General features: G+C 70.6%; 11 protein-coding genes. 4 read left to right on the top strand and 7 right to left on the bottom strand.

Annotation, left to right across the window (positions count from 1 at the left end; genetic code table 11):
- Positions 1 to 216: 216 nt before the first annotated feature.
- Positions 217 to 1,041, top strand: a complete 825-nt coding sequence (locus ACQHII_RS03255; RefSeq protein ID WP_427917750.1) for a methyltransferase domain-containing protein — start codon at positions 217 to 219, stop codon at positions 1,039 to 1,041.
- 215 nt (positions 1,042 to 1,256) lie between these two features.
- Here ACQHII_RS03255 and ACQHII_RS03250 read toward each other — a convergent pair whose 3' ends face one another.
- The gene (locus ACQHII_RS03250) at positions 1,257 to 3,173 is read right to left on the bottom strand and encodes an AMP-dependent synthetase/ligase (RefSeq protein WP_427917749.1); all 1,917 of its coding nucleotides are present in this window, start codon (positions 3,171 to 3,173) and stop codon (positions 1,257 to 1,259) included.
- Positions 3,174 to 3,340: 167 nt separating this feature from the next.
- Here ACQHII_RS03250 and ACQHII_RS03245 point away from each other — a divergent pair, with 167 nt between their 5' ends.
- Positions 3,341 to 4,726 (top strand): aminotransferase class V-fold PLP-dependent enzyme, encoded by a 1,386-nt coding sequence (locus ACQHII_RS03245; RefSeq protein ID WP_427917748.1) that lies wholly within the window; start codon positions 3,341 to 3,343, stop codon positions 4,724 to 4,726.
- 13 nt (positions 4,727 to 4,739) lie between these two features.
- Here the strand turns inward: ACQHII_RS03245 and ACQHII_RS03240 are convergent, their stop codons facing one another.
- The 6 genes from ACQHII_RS03240 to ACQHII_RS03215 form a co-directional block, all read right to left on the bottom strand.
- A complete protein-coding gene (locus ACQHII_RS03240) occupies positions 4,740 to 6,413 on the bottom strand; it encodes an ATP-binding cassette domain-containing protein (protein ID WP_427917747.1) in 1,674 nt (557 codons plus the stop codon).
- Between the two features lie 12 nt (positions 6,414 to 6,425).
- On the bottom strand, positions 6,426 to 8,621 hold the full coding sequence (gene glgB, locus ACQHII_RS03235) for a 1,4-alpha-glucan branching enzyme (RefSeq protein WP_427917746.1): 2,196 nt from the start codon (positions 8,619 to 8,621) through the stop codon (positions 6,426 to 6,428).
- Positions 8,622 to 8,626: 5 nt separating this feature from the next.
- Positions 8,627 to 9,988: a maltokinase N-terminal cap-like domain-containing protein gene (locus ACQHII_RS03230; protein WP_427917745.1), complete on the bottom strand. Its 1,362-nt coding sequence runs from the start codon at positions 9,986 to 9,988 to the stop codon at positions 8,627 to 8,629.
- A gap of 28 nt (positions 9,989 to 10,016) precedes the next feature.
- Complete coding sequence (treS, locus tag ACQHII_RS03225; protein ID WP_427917744.1) at positions 10,017 to 11,735, bottom strand: maltose alpha-D-glucosyltransferase; 1,719 nt, start codon at positions 11,733 to 11,735, stop codon at positions 10,017 to 10,019.
- Positions 11,732 to 13,723 (bottom strand): alpha-1,4-glucan--maltose-1-phosphate maltosyltransferase, encoded by a 1,992-nt coding sequence (locus tag ACQHII_RS03220; RefSeq protein WP_427917743.1) that lies wholly within the window; start codon positions 13,721 to 13,723, stop codon positions 11,732 to 11,734. The genes treS and ACQHII_RS03220 overlap by 4 nt, the downstream gene beginning before the upstream one ends.
- A 72-nt stretch (positions 13,724 to 13,795) precedes the next feature.
- On the bottom strand, positions 13,796 to 14,113 hold the full coding sequence (locus ACQHII_RS03215) for a DUF5133 domain-containing protein (protein WP_427917742.1): 318 nt from the start codon (positions 14,111 to 14,113) through the stop codon (positions 13,796 to 13,798).
- A 298-nt stretch (positions 14,114 to 14,411) separates the two neighbouring features.
- Between ACQHII_RS03215 and ACQHII_RS03210 the strand changes: the two genes are divergently transcribed.
- Together ACQHII_RS03210 and glgX are read left to right on the top strand one after the other, a co-directional pair.
- Positions 14,412 to 14,915, top strand: a complete 504-nt coding sequence (locus ACQHII_RS03210; protein ID WP_427917741.1) for a pep a2 — start codon at positions 14,412 to 14,414, stop codon at positions 14,913 to 14,915.
- 23 nt (positions 14,916 to 14,938) lie between these two features.
- Positions 14,939 to 17,047 (top strand): glycogen debranching protein GlgX, encoded by a 2,109-nt coding sequence (gene glgX, locus ACQHII_RS03205; RefSeq protein WP_427925214.1) that lies wholly within the window; start codon positions 14,939 to 14,941, stop codon positions 17,045 to 17,047.

Genomic DNA, 17,047 nt, shown 5'->3' with positions numbered 1-17,047 from the left:
GTCCGCCTGCCCCTGGATCGCTGCTTCGCACACCCACATCGATCCCACCGTGCCGGGAGCCGTTCCGCCAGCTGAGCGCGGCAGGCAGACGAACGCGTGGGCACCAGCATGCCCCGCCGACGCCCGGCGTACGCCCCGGGCGCGTGAACAAATGGCGTACGTGAACCGGCCCCGACCCGCTCTTGGGCGACCGCTGCGGACCGTAGAGTGCACGCCATGTCGCACACTCAGCCCGAGCCCGGGTCCGGCTTCCGCACCCAGAACATCGACCCCGGCGGCGTGCCGCGGCTGGTCGCCGCGCTCGACATGCAGGAGACCAATCCCGGCGTACGACGACTGCGGGCCTGGGCGCACGAGGCACTCGCCCCGCGTACCGGCGAGCGCGCCCTCGACATCGGGTCCGGCACCGGCTCGACGACCCGTGAACTCGCCGCGGCGGTGGGGGACACCGGGTCGGCGCTCGGGGTCGAGCCCAACCCCGGGCTGCGCACGGTCGCCCAGGAACGCGCCGCCGAGGCCGGCAACGCGGCCCGCTTCACGGACGGCGACGCGCTGTCCCTGCCCGTGCCGGACGACTCCGTGGACGTCGTCTGGTGCGAACGGGTCCTCCAGCACCTCGCCGAACCGGACAAGGCCGTCGCCGAGATGGCCCGCGTGCTGCGCCCCGGCGGACGCGTGGCCCTCCTCGACACCGACTGGGCGACCACGATCCTGCACCCCGGCGACCCGGAGATCATGGCCGCGCTCACCTCGGGCGCTCTCACCGGCGCGGCCAACCCCTACGCGGGACGCCGCCTCGTCGGCCAGCTCAGCGCGGCCGGATTCGTCGTCGACGACCGCGGCTCGCAGGCGCTGCTCCAGGACCACCGCTCGGTCGTCTGGCCCCTGATCCGCATGCTCGGCGAGTCCGCCGTCCGCCGCGGCGCGCTCACCGAGGCCCAGCGAGACCGCGCCTACGCCGACCTCACCGAGGCCGCCGAACAGGGCGCGCTGCACATGTCCGTGACGATGTTCGCGGTCGTCGCCCACCGCCCGGAGTGACCAGCGGCCGGTGAGCCGGGGCCGGTGACCTGGGCGCCGTCCGGCAGGTCCTGTCGCGGACGCGGGGTGCGGCGCGGATCCCAAAGGCGCGGGGGTTCCGGCGCCTTGTCGTCGAACGCCGATGCGTCCAGCGTGTCGCCGCCCTTGTCCGCCTGGCAGCCGCGACGCCACGGTCACGGCCCACCGCCCGGAGTGGCCAACCTGTCCCGGTCACCTCATCGGAACACGTTGTCCGCGTCCTCCCACCCCGTGACCTGCTCGTCCACCGTCGGCAGGCGCGGGGCACGCGCGCGTGCCTGGTACATCGCGTCGATCTCGAAGGCGTATTTGCGTACGATCGCGTCCCTGCGCAGCTTCATCGACGGCGTCAGCAGCCCGCCCGCGACGTCGAACGGCTGCGGGAGCACCCGGAACACCCGGATCGACTCGGCGCGCCCCACCGGGCTGTTGGCGGCTGCCACGGCCCGGGTGATCTCCTCCCGCAGCGCGTTCTCCTCACGCGCCTCCCGGCCCCGCGCGTCGCTCTGCATCGCGAGACCGGCCTGCCAGTGCGCCACGAACTCCGGGTCCAGGGTCAGCAGCGCCCCCACACAGGGACGGTCGTCGCCGACGACCACCGCCTGATGGATCAGGGGATGCATGCGCAGCCGGTTCTCCAGGGCGGCCGGCGCCACGCTCTTGCCACTGCTGGTGATGATGATGTCCTTCTTGCGGCCGGTGATCGTCAGATACCCCTCGGTGTCCAGCCGCCCGATGTCCCCGGTCGCCAGCCAGCCCGCGTGCAGCGCCGACCGGGTCGCCCGCTCGTCGTTGATGTAGCCCTGGAACATCGACGGGCCGTGCACCAGGATCTCGCCGTCCTCCGCGACCCGGATCTCGGTGCCGGGCAGCGCCTGCCCCACGGTGCCGATCTTCTCCCGGCCCGCGGGCTGCATGGTGATCCCGCCGGCGGTCTCCGTGAGCCCGTAGCCGTCGTGCACCATGATGCCGATGCCCGCGTAGAACAGGGACAGTTCACGGTTCAGGGGAGAGCCGCCCGACGTGCCGCCGACCACCCGGCCGCCGAGGCCGGCGCGCAGCTTGCGGTACACCGTCCGTTCGTACACGGCGTGTTGCAGCCGCAGATCGAGTCCGGGGCCCGAGCCCCGGCCGAGTCTCAGCCGCTCCTCGGCCGTCGCGAACTCCCGCGCGGTCGCCGCGGCCCGCTCGAACAGCGCGCCGCGGCCCAGCTGTTGGGCCGTCCGCAACATGTTCTTGTAGATCTTCTCGAAGACCGACGGGACGGCGTAGAGATAGGTGGGCCGGAAAGAGCGCAGCCCCGACACCAGCGCCGCCTCGGTCATCTCCGGCTCGTGGGCCATCAGCCAGCCGCCGCGCATGCACAGGCCCTGGATCATCAGGCCGTACACGTGGGAGAAGGGCAGGAAGGCCAGCACGGCCGGCTGTTCCCCGGCGTGTGCCGCCGTGTTCGGCCAGCCCGCGAGCAGCGTGTCGCAGGGGCTGGCCAGGCTGCGATGGCTCAGCGCGCAGCCCATGGGGCGGCCCGAGGTGCCCGAGGTGTAGGCGACGACCGCGGTCGAGTCCGGCATCACGATCCGGCGCAGCGAGTCCACCGTGGTCTGCGGGATGTAGGTGCCCCGCTCCACGAGTTGGGCCAGCGCCCCGGAGTCCAGCTGCCAGACGTGCCGCAGCAGCGGCAGCGCGGCACACACCGTGCCGACCGTCATGATGCCCTGCTCGTCCTCCACCACCACGGCCACGCAGTTGGCGTCCCGCAGGATCCACTCGACCTGCTCGCGCGAGGACGTCGGATGGACCGGCACCACCTCGGCGCCGACGGCCCACAGGGCGTGGCTGAGCACCGTCCACTCGTAACGGGTGCGGGCCATGATCGCGACCCGGCTGCCCGGCGAGATCCCGGAGGCGATCAACCCCTTGGCCACGTCGACGACTTCGTCCCGCAGCTCGACCGCCGTCACGTCCTCCCACACGGGGGAGGAGGGGTCGGGCCGGCGCGCGACCAGCGGAAGGGTGGGATTGACGGCCGCAGTCTCGAAGATGCTGTCGGCGAGGCCGCCGGTCAGGGTGGACAGGGCGGAGGTGGGGGGTGGAGCGACGGCGAAGTCGCGCATGCGCTGCTCCTGGGTTGTACGGGGCGTGACTCTGCCGATCATTACTGTTATCGACGGTGCTCGAATGTAGCCCAGGTGTGAGCGATTGGTGAGGGGAACAGGGAAGTGGCCCTGCGGAGTTTGGTGGTTGAGTGGGGTCGACCTGACAAAGCGGGGTGTACGAGGACGTGAGCACGCTGGATCTCGACGAGTTGAGAGCACGCGACTTCGGCTATCTGGACGCCGAGGGGCACACCTATCTCGACTACACGGGCGCGGGACTCGCCCCCAGCTCACTGGTCAGGGCCAGCGCCGCGCGGATCACCGGGGGCGTCTACGGCAACCCGCACTCGGAGAGCCCCGCCTCCCGCGCCTCCGGCGACCTGCTGGCCGAGGCCCGCGCGGCGGTGCTGCGGCACTTCTCGGCCGATCCGGCCGAGTACACCGTGGTGTTCACCGCCAACGCGACGGCCGCGCTGCGCCTGGTCGGCGAGTCCTACCCGTTCGCCCGCGGCAGCCGGCTCGTGATGCTCCTCGACAACCACAACTCGGTGAACGGCCTCAGGGAGTACGCCCGCGCCGCCGGCGCCAGGACCGAGTACGTCCCGGTCCACGGACCGGAGTTGGCGGTGGACGAGGACCGGCTGCACACCGCGCTCACGGCCCGCACCCGCCACCGCGGACTCCTCGCCTATCCCGCACAGAGCAACTTCACCGGCGTACGGCACTCCCTGGACTGGATCGCCACCGCTCAGGGCCACGGCTACGACGTCCTGCTCGACGCCGCCGCGTTCGTGCCTGCCAACCCCCTCGACCTGTCCCGCCACCACCCGGACTTCACCGTGGTCAGCTGGTACAAGGTGTTCGGCTACCCCACGGGCATAGGCAGCCTGATCGTCCGCCGCGAGTCCCTCGCCCGGCTGCGCAGGCCCTGGTTCTCCGGCGGCACCATCTACGCCGCGAGCGCCCAGGCGCAGTGGCACGTCCTCGCGGACGGCGAGGCCGCCTTCGAGGACGGCACCGTCAACTTCCTCTCCATACCGGACATCACGGCCGGCCTGGAGTGGATCGACGCCATCGGCATGGACCGCGTGCACGACCACGTCGCCCGGCTCACCGGCCAACTCCTCACGGGAATCACGGAGTTACGCCACACCGACGGCTCCCCGATGGCCCGGGTCTACGGCCCCACCGACAGCGGCCCCGCACGCGGCGGCACCGTCGCCCTCAACCTCCTCGGCGCGGACGGCCGGGTGATCGACGAACGGATCGTCGCCCAGGACAGCGCCGAGCGCCGCATATCGCTCCGCTTCGGCTGCTTCTGCAACCCGGGCGCCGGAGAGGCCGCCTTCGCCCTCCCCCTGCGCAGCCTGCGCTCGGCGGCCCGCACTCCGATGCGCTCACTGGAGGAGTACCTCGACCTGCTGGGCCTGCCGTCCGCGGGCGCCGTACGGGTCTCGGTGGGTGTCTCCTCGCAGCCCAGGGACGTCGAAACGTTTCTGGACTTCGTCGCGGACACCTACCGCGACCGCGTACCGACGGCGGCCGGCCTGGCCGACCGGGCAGGCTGCTGACCGGCGAAGCTGTTCACCGCCCGGCACGGGCCGCCTGCGCCCCCTGACGGCACCTGCGCACCAGCACCGCCCAGGTCGCCGCCAGGAACAGCGCCGCGAACCCCGCCAGGATCAGCCAGCCGCGCCCGGCCGGATGCGCGAACGAGTCCCCGTACGACCGCAGCAGCGGCGGCCCCGCCGCTGAACTGCCGTCCCGCCACAGGCCGTTGAGGCCGATCGCACTGCCCAGTGCCTCGAACGCCCACCGGTTGGTCATCGCCCAGCTGATCGCCTGACCGGCCGGCGCCATCCGGGGCACCGGCACGAAGGCGCCCGAGAACAGCACCTGGGGGAAGCAGAGCAGCGGCAGCATCAGGGTCGCCTGGGCCGGCTCCGTGACCGCGGCCGAGGTGAGCAGCCCGAGGGCCAGCGCGGCGGCCGAGGCCAGCACACTGGTCAGGAACAGCGAGCCGTACGTGTCCCAGCCGGCCGCCGGCAGCCGGTCCAGCGCGCGCAGCACCGCCAGCAACAGCGCGTCCGCCGCAGCCAGTACAGGCAGCACGGTGGTCAACTTCGAGGCCACGTACGGCCCGATCCGCACCCCGGCCAGCCACTCCCGGCGCAGCACCGCCAACTCGGGGCAGATCTGGAGCAGTCCGTACGTCAGCCCGAAGAAGAACGCCCCGAACGCGATCCAGAACATGATCATCGCCGTGGACCCCGGATCGGGCGCCGCAGGATCAAAGGCACCCGCCCGGAACAGCACCGCGAACATCGCCACGATCATCACCGGCGACCCCGCGAACACGGCCACCGAGAGCCGGTTGTGCACCAGCAGGGCCGTCGTACGACGGGTCAGCAGCGCCCACTGGCGTACGGCGCCGACGCGCGGCGGACGGTGCCCGGTCGGTGCCGGGCGGCGGTCGGGAAGCGCCGCCGGGGCCGACCGTTCGACGCGCTTCCCTTCCGCGACCGCCGCGTACACGTCCTCCGCCGTCTCCGCGCCGAACGCCCCGAGCAGCGCGTCCGGCGGCCCCACGAACGCGACGGAACCGCCCGGCGACAGGAACACGACCTGGTCGCAGCGCGGCAGATCGGCGAGGACATGGGTGGTGAGCACGACGGTGGTGCCGGCCTCGGCCAGACTCCGCAGGGTGGCCAGCAGCGCTGCCCCGGTGACCGGATCGAGCCCGGAGGTGGGCTCGTCGAGGAAGAGCACCCGCGGCCGGGTCAGCAACTCGGCCGCGATACACGCCCGTTTGCGCTCCCCGCCGCTCAGCGCCCGCACCGGAGTGTCGGCACGCCCGGACAGCCCGAGGGTGTCGAGCACCTCCGTCACCCGCGCCGGAACCGTCCCGCCCGGCATCCGCAGCCGCCCCGCGTACTCCAGCGTGCGCCGCAACGGCAGCTCGCGGTGGATCACGTCCTCCTGCGGCACGTACCCGAACTCCGGCCCGGGCGGCCCCGGTCGGGCACCGTCGTGCAGTACGGCCCCCGTGGTCGGGCTCTGGAGTCCCGCGAGGGTCCCCAGCAGCACCGTCTTGCCCGCGCCGCTGCTGCCCGCGATCACCGTGAGCCGCCCCGCCCCGACCTCGAACGACACCTCGTCCAACACCCGCCCGCCGCCCCGCACGTCCTGCGTGACGTCCCGCAACTCCAGGTGGAGGCCGGTTATTTGGGTGATGTCAGGGTGTGTCGGCGTCGGCATGGAAGCAGCATGTCACCCCGGTGTCAGCCACACCGTCGCCAGGGGCGGGAGGGTGAGCCGGATATGGCCGTCCTCCGGTTTGACCGCGTCGGGGTTGGTGACATCGCTGCCGCCGTACGCGGCGGAGTCGGTGTTGAGCGCCTCGCGCCAGGCCGGGATGGAGTCGGGGACACCGAGCCGGTAGTCGTGGCGTACGACGGGGGAGAAGTTGCTGACGGCGAGCAGCGGCGCGCCCTCGGCGTCGAACCGCAGGAACGCGAAGACGTTGTCCTCGGCCGCGTCGCCCAACACCCAGCGGAAACCGGAGGGTTCGGTGTCGAGCTGCCAGAGAGCGGGCGTACGGCGGTAGACGGTGTTGAGGTCGCGGACGAGGTTCTGAACGCCCCGGTGATCGGGCGCGGCGTCGTATTCCGCGTCGAGCAGCCACCAGTCGGGGCCATGTGCTTCGGACCACTCGGAACCTTGCGCGAACTCCTGCCCCATGAAGAGGAGTTGCTTGCCGGGATGGGCCCACATGAAGCCCAGATACGCCCGGTGGTCGGCGCGCTGCTGCCACCAGTTGCCCGGCATCTTCGACACCAACGACCGCTTCCCGTGGACGACTTCGTCGTGCGAGATGGGCAGCACGTAGTTCTCGCTGTACGCGTACACCATCGAGAAGGTCATCTCGTGGTGATGGAACTTGCGATGGACCGGCTCGTGCGCCATATAGCCGAGCGAGTCGTGCATCCAGCCCATGTTCCACTTCAGGCCGAAGCCGAGTCCACCGGTGTCGGTGGGGCGGGTCACGCCGTCCCAGGCGGTGGACTCCTCGGCGATCGTCACGACTCCGGGCACCCTGCGGTACACGGTCGCGTTCATCTCCTGGAGGAAGGCGACGGCGTCCAGGTCGTCGCGCCCGCCATGGACGTTCGGCGTCCACTGACCCGAGTCGCGTGAGTAGTCGAGGTAGAGCATCGAGGCGACCGCGTCCACGCGCAGGCCGTCGATGTGGAACTCCTGACACCAGTACACGGCGTTCGCCACCAGGAAGTTGCGCACCTCGGTCCGCCCGAGGTCGAACTCGTACGTCCCCCAGTCCGGATGCTCGGCCCGCCGCGCGTCCCCGGGCTCGTACAGCGGCTCCCCGTCGAACCGGGCCAACGCCCAGTCGTCCTTGGGGAAGTGCGCCGGGACCCAGTCCATGATCACGCCGATACCGGCCTGATGGAGGGCGTCGACCAGGAACTTGAAGTCGTCGGGGGTGCCGAGGCGCGCGGTCGGGGCGTAGAAGCCGGTGACCTGGTAGCCCCAGGAACCGCCGAAGGGATGCTCCGTCACCGGCATGAACTCCACGTGGGTGAAGCCCATGTCGTTGACGTACTCGGGGAGTTCGACGGCCAGCTGACGATACGTCAGGCCGGGCCGCCAGGACGCGAGATGCACCTCGTACACCGACAACGGCGCTTCGTGCACCGGGGTTTCCGTCCGCCGGGCCAGCCACTCCGCGTCGTCCCACTCGTAGTGCGAGGCCGTCACGATGGAGGCCGTGGCGGGCGGTACTTCTGTACGGCGGGCCATCGGGTCCGCCTTGAGGAAGCGGTCGCCGTGCCGTGAGGTGATCTCGAACTTGTAGCGCGCGCCCTCGCCCACCCCCGGCAGGAACAGCTCCCACACACCCGACGAACCCAGCGACCGCATCGGGAAGGCAGTCCCGTCCCAGGAGCTGAAGTCCCCGGCGACACGCACCCCTTGGGCGTTCGGCGCCCACACGGAGAAGCGGGTGCCGGTGACTCCCTCGTGCGTCATCGGCTCCGCACCGAGCGCCTTCCACAACTCCTCGTGGCGCCCCTCCCGGATCAGGTGCAGATCGAGATCCCCGAGCGCGGGAAGGAAACGGTACGGGTCCTCCACCTCGTGCTCGTCGCCCTCCGCGTACGACACCAGCAGTGTGTACGCCGGGATCGCGTCGAGCGGCACCACACCGGAGAAGAGACCGCCCCCTTCCGAGGCGAGCGGGTTGCGCATGCCGTCGACCACGACACTCACGGTCCGGGCGTACGGCCGTAGCGCCCGGAAGGCGATCCCGCCGGCGACCGGGCGCGCGCCGAGCAGCGCGTGCGGGTCGTGGTGGGCGCCCGACAGCAGGCGCTCGCGGTCGGCCGGGTCCAGGGGAAGGGACACGGCGGGTCCGCCCGCCTCCGAAGGTGAAGTGTCGCGCAGGGCCACGGAGTTCAGCCTCCTCGGACGGCGAGTCGCTCGATCGCCGCCATGGGTACGGGAAGCCAGTCCGGGCGGTGTCTGGCCTCGTACAGCACTTCGTAGACCGCGCGATCCGTCTCGTAGGCGCGCAGCAGGGCGTGCTTGGTGCGGGGGTCCCAGCCGGCCCGGGCCGCGTAGCCCGCACAATAGGCCTCGCGGCAGCGGCGCGCCCACTCGGGGCGCCAGGGACGGCGCTGGCGGGCCGCGTAGTCGAAGGAGCGCAGCATCCCGGCGATGTCCCGCACCGGGGACTGCGCGCTGCGCCGCTCGGCCAGCGGCTTGGACGGCTCGCCCTCGAAGTCGATGACGAACCAGTCGCGGCCGGCCCGCAGCACCTGCCCGAGATGCAGATCGCCGTGGATCCGCTGCTCGGGCGGCCCGGCATCACGGCCGACCAGCGCGCCGAACGCGGTCCGCAGCCCCGGCACGAAGGGCCGCAGTGCGGCAACGGAGTGTGCGGCGGCCTCCAGACGCCCGGTCATCGCGGCGGCCGTACGGTCGTTGTCGCCACCGGCGTCGGACGGAAAGGCCGCGGCCAGCGCGAGATGGACGTCGGCCGTGGCCTCCCCCAACTCATGGGCCTCGGTGGTGAATTCGTCACCGGCGGCGAGCGCCCGCAGCGCCAGCGCCCAGCCGTCCGAGGCGTCCGGCAGGAACGGCTGGAGCACGCCGAGGGTGGCGGCCCATGGCTCCGCCGTCCCGAACCACGCCGCCGGCGAAGGGACCCGGGTGCAGCCCCGCGCCGCCAGCGCCCCCGGCAGTTCCAGGTCCGGGTTGACGCCGGGCTGGATGCGCCGGAACACCTTCAGGATGAACCGGTCGCCGTACACCAGCGAGGAGTTGGACTGCTCGGCGTCCAGCAGCCGGGGCGCGAGTCCGGCGGGCACCGACACCGACGGGTCCGACTCGAAGCGCAGGGGGCCCGCCGCACCGGGGTGTCGCAACCGCTCCAGCAGTAGCTCGGCCGACCGGGGGTCCTGCAAGGCGTCGTACACCGCGAGCCCGGCCAACGGGCCTTCGTGCACCCGGCCGATGAAGGCCCGGGCGAGTCGCGGCGAGACGTGTTCCCTTACGCCGAGCAGGAGTTGGTAGCAGTCGCCGGGCGGGGGAGTGCCGCCCGGCGTGGGAACCGCCGCGTGGGACGCGTGTACCAGCAGATGGAGACAGCCCGGGAACAACTCGGTCGTGGAGAGCACGTCGAGGTCGGCCACCGGCCGGTCCTTGCCCGCGAACCAGCGCTGCCCGGGCAGCCATTCGCGCAGCAGCCCGGCGAGCGTGGCTGGCGGCCGGTCGAGGGCGGGGCCGCCCGGTCGGAGGGGTGCGGTCTTTGGCATGGTGACGCGTCCTTTCGCGGGCACATCCTCAAAGTCGTCGGCCGTTGCGGGGTGCGGCTCGTGAGAGCCGGAACCAGTAGAAGCCGTGTCCCGCGAGCGTCAGCAGATACGGCAGCTCACCGATCGCGGGGAACCGCACCCCACCGATCAGCTCCACGGGATGCCGGCCGTCGAACTCCCGCAGATCCAGCATGGTCGGCTGCGCGAACCGCGAGAAGTTGTGCACACAGAGAACGAGGTCGTCCTCGTACTCGCGCAGGAAGGCGATCACCGCCGGGTTCGTCGACTGGAGTTCCGTGTAGGAGCCGAGGCCGAACGCCGGGTTCTGCTTGCGGATCTCGATCATGCGGCGGGTCCAGTGCAGCAGCGAGGAGGGCGACGACATCGACGCTTCGACGTTGGTGACTTGATAGCCGTACACGGGATCCATGATCGTCGGCAGGAAGAGGCGCCCCGGGTCGCAGGAGGAGAAGCCCGCGTTGCGGTCGGGCGTCCACTGCATGGGGGTGCGGACGGCGTCGCGGTCGCCGAGCCAGATGTTGTCGCCCATGCCGATCTCGTCGCCGTAGTAGAGGATCGGCGAGCCGGGGAGGGAGAGCAGCAGGGCCGTGAACAGTTCGATCTGGTTGCGGTCGTTGTCCAGCAGAGTCGCCAGACGCCTGCGGATACCGATGTTGGCGCGCATCCGCGGGTCCTTGGCGTACTCGGCCCACATGTAGTCGCGTTCTTCGTCGGTGACCATCTCCAGGGTCAGCTCGTCGTGGTTGCGCAGGAAGATGCCCCACTGACAACTCGACGGGATCGCCGGGGTCTTGGCGAGGATCTCCGACACCGGGTAGCGGGACTCCCGGCGAACCGCCATGAAGATCCTCGGCATCACCGGGAAGTGGAACGCCATGTGGCATTCGTCGCCGCCGCTCTGGAAGTCGCCGAAGTAGTCGACGACGTCCTCGGGCCACTGGTTCGCCTCCGCCAGCAGCACGGTGTCCGGATACATCGCGTCGATCTCGCGGCGGACGCGCTTCAGGAAGTCGTGACTGGCGGGCAGGTTCTCGCAGTTGGTGCCCTCGGCCGCGAAGAGGTAGGGGACGGCGTCGAGGCGGAAGCCGTCGATGCCGAGGTCGAGCCAGAAGCGGAGGGCGGCCAGGATCTCCTCCTGGACGGCCGGGTTCTCGTAGTTGAGGTCCGGTTGGTGGGAGAAGAAGCGGTGCCAGAAGTACTGCTTGCGGACGGGGTCGAAGGTCCAGTTGGAGGCTTCGGTGTCGACGAAGATGATGCGGGCGTCGGGGTACTGCTTGTCGTCGTCGGCCCACATGTAGTAGTCGCCGTAGGGGCCTTCGGGGTCGCGGCGGGATTCCTGGAACCACGGGTGCTGGTCGCTGGTGTGGTTCATGACGAAGTCGATGATGACCCGCATGCCCCGCTGGTGTGCGGAGTCCACGAACTCGACGAAGTCCGCGAGGTCGCCGAATTCGGGGAGGACGGCGGTGTAGTCGGAGACGTCGTAACCGCCGTCGCGCAGGGGGGATTTGAAGAAGGGTGGGAGCCAGAGGCAGTCGATGCCGAGCCACTGGAGGTAGTCGAGTTTGGCGGTGATGCCCTTGAGGTCACCGATGCCGTCGCCGTTGCTGTCCTGGAAGGAGCGGACCAGGACCTCGTAGAAGACGGCGCGTTTGAACCACTCGGGGTCCCGGTCCTTGGCGGGAGTGTCCTCGAAGGTGTCGTGGACCGGTTCGTTGACAGTCATGAAGCTCTTGACCCTCCGCTCTGTGTGGACCGCCGGACGTGGAACACGTGCGCCGGAGCCCGGCCGGGTTCCAGACGCACATAGTTGGTCCTGCCCCACTGATAGGACTCACCCGTCAGTTCGTCGTGCACCGACATGGATTCGTGTGATTCCAGGCCGAGTTGCGGCATGTCCAACGAGACCGTGGCCTCCTGGGTGTGGTGCGGATCGAGGTTGACGACCACCAGAACCGTGTCCGCGCCCGCGGTCTTGCTGTACGCGATCACCGCGTCGTTGTCCGTCCGGTGAAAGCGGAGATTCCTGAGCCGGCGCAGCGACGGGTGGCGACGGCGGATCGCGTTGAGCGACGCGATGAGGGGAGCGATGCTACGGCCTTCCCGCTCGGCCGACGCCCAGTCGCGCGGCCGGAGTTGGTACTTCTCCGAGTCGAGATACTCCTCGCTGCCCGGCCGGAGAGCGGAGTTCTCGCAGAGTTCGTAACCGCTGTAGACACCCCAGGTCGGCGCGAGCGTCGCCGCGAGCACCGCGCGGAGTTCGAAGGCGGGTCGGCCGCCGTGCTGGAGGAACTCGTGGAGGATGTCGGGGGTGTTGACGAAGAAGTTGGGCCGCATGTAGGCGGCCGCCTCGCCCGACAACTCGCTGAGGTAGTCGGTGAGTTCCTGTTTGGTGTTGCGCCAGGTGAAGTAGGTGTACGACTGCTGGAAGCCGACCTGGGCGAGGGTGGCCATCATCGCGGGGCGGGTGAACGCCTCGGCCAGGAAGATCACGTCCGGGTCGGTGGCGTTGACGTCGGCGATGACCCGCTCCCAGAACATGACCGGCTTGGTGTGCGGGTTGTCGACGCGGAAGATCCGCACCCCGTGGTCCATCCAGTGCCGCAGCACCCGCAGGGTTTCGGCGACCAGGCCGTCGAGGTCGCGGTCGAAGGCGATGGGGTAGATGTCCTGGTACTTCTTCGGCGGGTTCTCCGCGTACGCGATCGTCCCGTCGGGGCGGTGGTGGAACCACTCCGGGTGCTTGTCCACCCAGGGGTGGTCCGGCGAGCACTGGAGGGCGAAGTCCAGCGCGATCTCCAGGCCCAGCTCGGTCGCCCGTGCGACGAACGCGTCGAAGTCCTCCAGTGTCCCGAGGCGGGGGTGGATCGCGTCGTGGCCGCCCTCGGGGGAGCCGATTGCCCAGGGCACGCCGACGTCCTCGGGACCGGCGGACAGCGTGTTGTTCGGGCCCTTGCGGAAGGTCGTCCCGATGGGGTGGATCGGCGGGAGGTACACCACGTCGAAGCCCATCGCCGCGATGCCCGCGAGCCGCTTCGCCGCCGTACGGAACGTGCCGTGGGGCTCGGCCGCCGTGCCCTCGGAGCGGGGGAAGAACTCGTACCAGGAGCCGTACAGCGCCCGCTCCCGCTCCACCAACAGCACACGAGGCTCCGAAGCCGTCACCAACTCCCGCAGCGGATACCGCTCCAGCGCCCCCTCCACCTCCGGCGTCAACGCGGCGACGAACCGTGTCCCCACCGGCAGTGAGTCGTCGCGGAGCGTCTCCGCAGCGGCGAGCACCGCAGCCCGCGCCGGTCCCTCGGGCACCCCGGTGGCGGCGCGTGCGTGCAGTTCCGCGCCCTCCTCCAGCATCAGACCGACGTCGATGCCGGCCGGGATCTTGATGCGGGCGGCCCGGCGCCAGGTGGACAGGGGATCGCCCCAGGCCTCCACGACGTAGGACCAACGGCCCGTAGTGCCCGGGGTGACCTCGGCGCCCCAGCGGTCGCTGCCGGGGGCGAGTTCGCGCATCGGGGTCCAAGGGCCGGGGCGGCCTTCGGGGTCGTAGAGGACGACGTTCGCGCCGATGGTGTCGTGGCCCTCGCGGAACACGGTGGCGGTGACCTCGAACGTCTCGCCGACGACCGCCTTCGCCGGGCGCGCGCCGCTGTCCACGGCCGGGCGTACGTCGCGTACCGGAATGCGGCCGATCGGTGCCGGGGTCGCGTTCATGGGTCTCACCTCCGCCGTGCTCGTGGCCGGGCTGTTCACCCGGTGGGGGGCCAAGCTGCGCCGGAAGGGGGACTACCTTCCGGCCGGGGAACGCCGGTCGACGGTGACGGCGGCGGTGACGGGTGGCCCGCGGTGCACGACGGCCGTCGTACGGGGGCGTCCGTTCTGCTCCTGGAGGTACGAGCCCACGCTGCTGCTGCTCAGATAGCGTTCGGCGGCTTCCGAGGCCTCGCGCGCGCAGCGCTTCCCCATCAGCACGCACAGGGTGTAGCCCGAGTCCTCGAAGGTGGCCCGCGCTGTCCGGTCGCCCGGCGACGCGAGCATCACGCGTTCCCACACCCGGTAGCGCCGCAGTTGGCGGGCCACTTCGGCTTTGGCGGGTAGCAGCATGGCGCTGTTCACCTTTCGCCTCGGCGGACCGCGTTTCCCGACCGTCGGGTGGCGGCCGTGCGCGGAGCGGCATGGCTCCGGCACGGCAGTCGAGGCTTTCACTCATGGTGCACAGGTGATGACCAAGCGTCTTGTTGGATCTTCAACTACCCCATCGGTCGCTCGTGTTGCACGAATGGCCTAGCGCTCGCACTCTGGAGCTGACTCAGAAGCGATCAGTGCTCACGCTTCGTGTTCGGGGCCCCGGCCCCGCAGGGCGAGGGGAAGCGCGAGCTTCGCCGGTAGGGAGCCAACGAAGATGAAGACCGCAGTGCCCTGCTACTACCACCTCGACGTGGAAGTCAGTCCGGAACGGGTCGGGCAGGTCGGGCGCATTCTGGCCGCCCATCTCCGCCTCTGGGACCTGGAGGTTCTCGTGGACCCCGTCCGCCGCGGCGCCGAGCTGCTGCTGCGCGCCATCGACGAGCACGCCACGGACAAGGACACGTCGATCGAGCTCTGGTGGAACGGCCAGCACCTGATCACCGCCATCGGCGACAACGACCGCGAGCTGCGCCCGGACCAGGACCTGCGCGCCTGCCTCGCCCGGATCGCCGCGATGAGCGACGGCTGGGGCTGCTGCGCCACCGACACCGGAAGCAAGGTCATCTGGTTCTCGCAGCGCGCCCCCAGCGGCGAACGCGTCCCGCGCGTCCCGAGGACCCCCGCGCCGCGCCTGCGGGAGATGCTCCAGCTTCCCCGCACGCTACCGGTCGCGCTGCCGGCCCGCCCGGGGCACGGCGTCCTGGAGGACGCCCGGTGAGCGCGAGCCCGCGCCGGAAAGGGGTGTCCGTGTGGAGCGGGCACCCCTGTCCATTGGGGGCCTCCTTCGACGGGAAGGGCACCAACTTCGCCCTGTTCAGCGAGGTCGCCGAGCGCGTCGACCTCGTTCTCGTCGAGGACGACGACAGCCACCGGAACATCCGGCTGACCGAGGCCGACGGCTTCGTGTGGCACTGCTACCTGCCGGACATCGGTCCCGGGCAGCGCTACGGCTACCGGGTGCACGGCCCGTGGGCTCCGGCCGCCGGACACCGCTGCAATCCCGCGAAGCTGCTCCTCGACCCGTACGCCCGGGCGGTGGACGGCCAGATCGACAACGACCCCTCGCTGTACGAGCGTTCGGCCGGACCCGCCTCCGGAGACAGCGCTGGGCACGGCATGCTCGGCGTGGTCGTCGACCCCGCCTTCGACTGGGGCGACGACCGCCCGCCCCGCCGCCCGTACGCCGACACCGTGATCTACGAGGCCCATGTGAAGGGGCTGACCCGCGCCCACGCGGAGGTCCCGGAGGAACTCCGGGGCACCTACGCGGGACTCGCGCACCCGGCCGTCGTCGACCATCTCGTCTCGCTGGGGGTGACCGCCGTCGAGCTGATGCCGGTGCACCAGTTCGTGCAGGACGGCGTGCTCCAGGACCGCGGACTGTCCAACTACTGGGGCTACAACACGATCGGCTTCTTCGCGCCCCACAACGCGTACGCGGCGCACCGCGAACGCGGGGGACAGGTGACCGAGTTCAAGTCGACGGTGAAGGCGCTGCACGCCGCCGGGCTCGAAGTGATCCTCGACGTCGTCTACAACCACACCGCCGAGGGCAACGAGAAGGGCCCCACCCTCTCCTTCCGGGGCATCGACAACGCCTCCTACTACCGCTTGGTGGACGGCGATTGGGGCCACTACTACGACACGACGGGCACCGGGAACAGTCTGCTGATGCGGCACCCGTACGTCCTTCAGCTGATCATGGACTCGCTGCGGTACTGGGTCACCGAGATGCACGTCGACGGCTTCCGCTTCGACCTCGCGGCCACCCTGGCCCGGCAGTTCCACGAGGTGGACCGGCTCTCCGCGTTCTTCGACCTGATCCAGCAGGACCCGGTGATCAGCCGCGTCAAGCTCATCGCCGAGCCGTGGGACCTGGGGGAGGGCGGCTACCAGGTCGGCAACTTCCCGCCGCTGTGGTCGGAGTGGAACGGCAAGTACCGGGACGCCGTACGGGACTTCTGGCGCGGCGGCGAGCACACGCTCGGCGAGTTCGCGTCCCGGCTCACCGGCTCATCCGATCTCTATCAGCACAGCCGGCGACGGCCGCGCGCCAGCGTCAACTTCGTCACCGCGCACGACGGGTTCACCCTGCGCGACCTGGTGTCCTACAACGACAAGCACAACGAGGTCAACGGGGAAGGGAATCGGGACGGCGAGAGCGGCAACCGGTCCTGGAACTGCGGCGCGGAGGGGGACACGGACAACCCCGCCGTGCTGGAGCTGCGCGCCCGCCAGCAGCGCAACTTCCTTGCCACGCTGATCCTTTCGCAGGGCATCCCGATGCTCGGCCACGGCGACGAACTGGGCCGAACCCAGCGCGGCAACAACAACACCTACTGTCAGGACAACGAAGTCTCCTGGATCGACTGGGAGTTGACCGACGAGCAGTGCGAACTCGCCGCGTTCACGCGGTACGTCATCGGACTGCGCGCCGCCCATCCCGTGCTGCGTCGGCGCCGGTTCTTCCGCGGCGAGACCGCCGTGCACCCCGGACAGCCGCTGCCCGACCTGGTGTGGCTGCTGCCCGACGCCCGCGAGATGACCGACCGGGACTGGCAGCGCTCCGACGCGCACTCGGTCGGTGTCTTCCTCAACGGCGACGCCATCGCCGAACGCGACCCGCACGGCGGGCCCGTGGTCGACGACTCCTTCCTGCTCCTGCTGAACAGCTACTGGGAGCCCGTCGACTTCCGTCTCCCGGACCTCACCTACGGCGAGCGCTGGACGACCCTGATCGACACCGCCGAGCCGCAGGGCGCCCCGGACGAGACGGAACACAAGGCCGACACGGAGATGGTGGTCGAGGCCCGGAGCCTCGTGCTGCTGTCGCGGCCCGCCCGGCGCTGA

The organism is Streptomyces sp. cg40 (assembly GCF_050320165.1).
In the GTDB taxonomy this organism is placed as follows: Bacteria; Actinomycetota; Actinomycetes; order Streptomycetales; family Streptomycetaceae; genus Streptomyces; species Streptomyces hokutonensis.
This window is presented reverse-complemented; position numbering and strand designations above follow the sequence as displayed.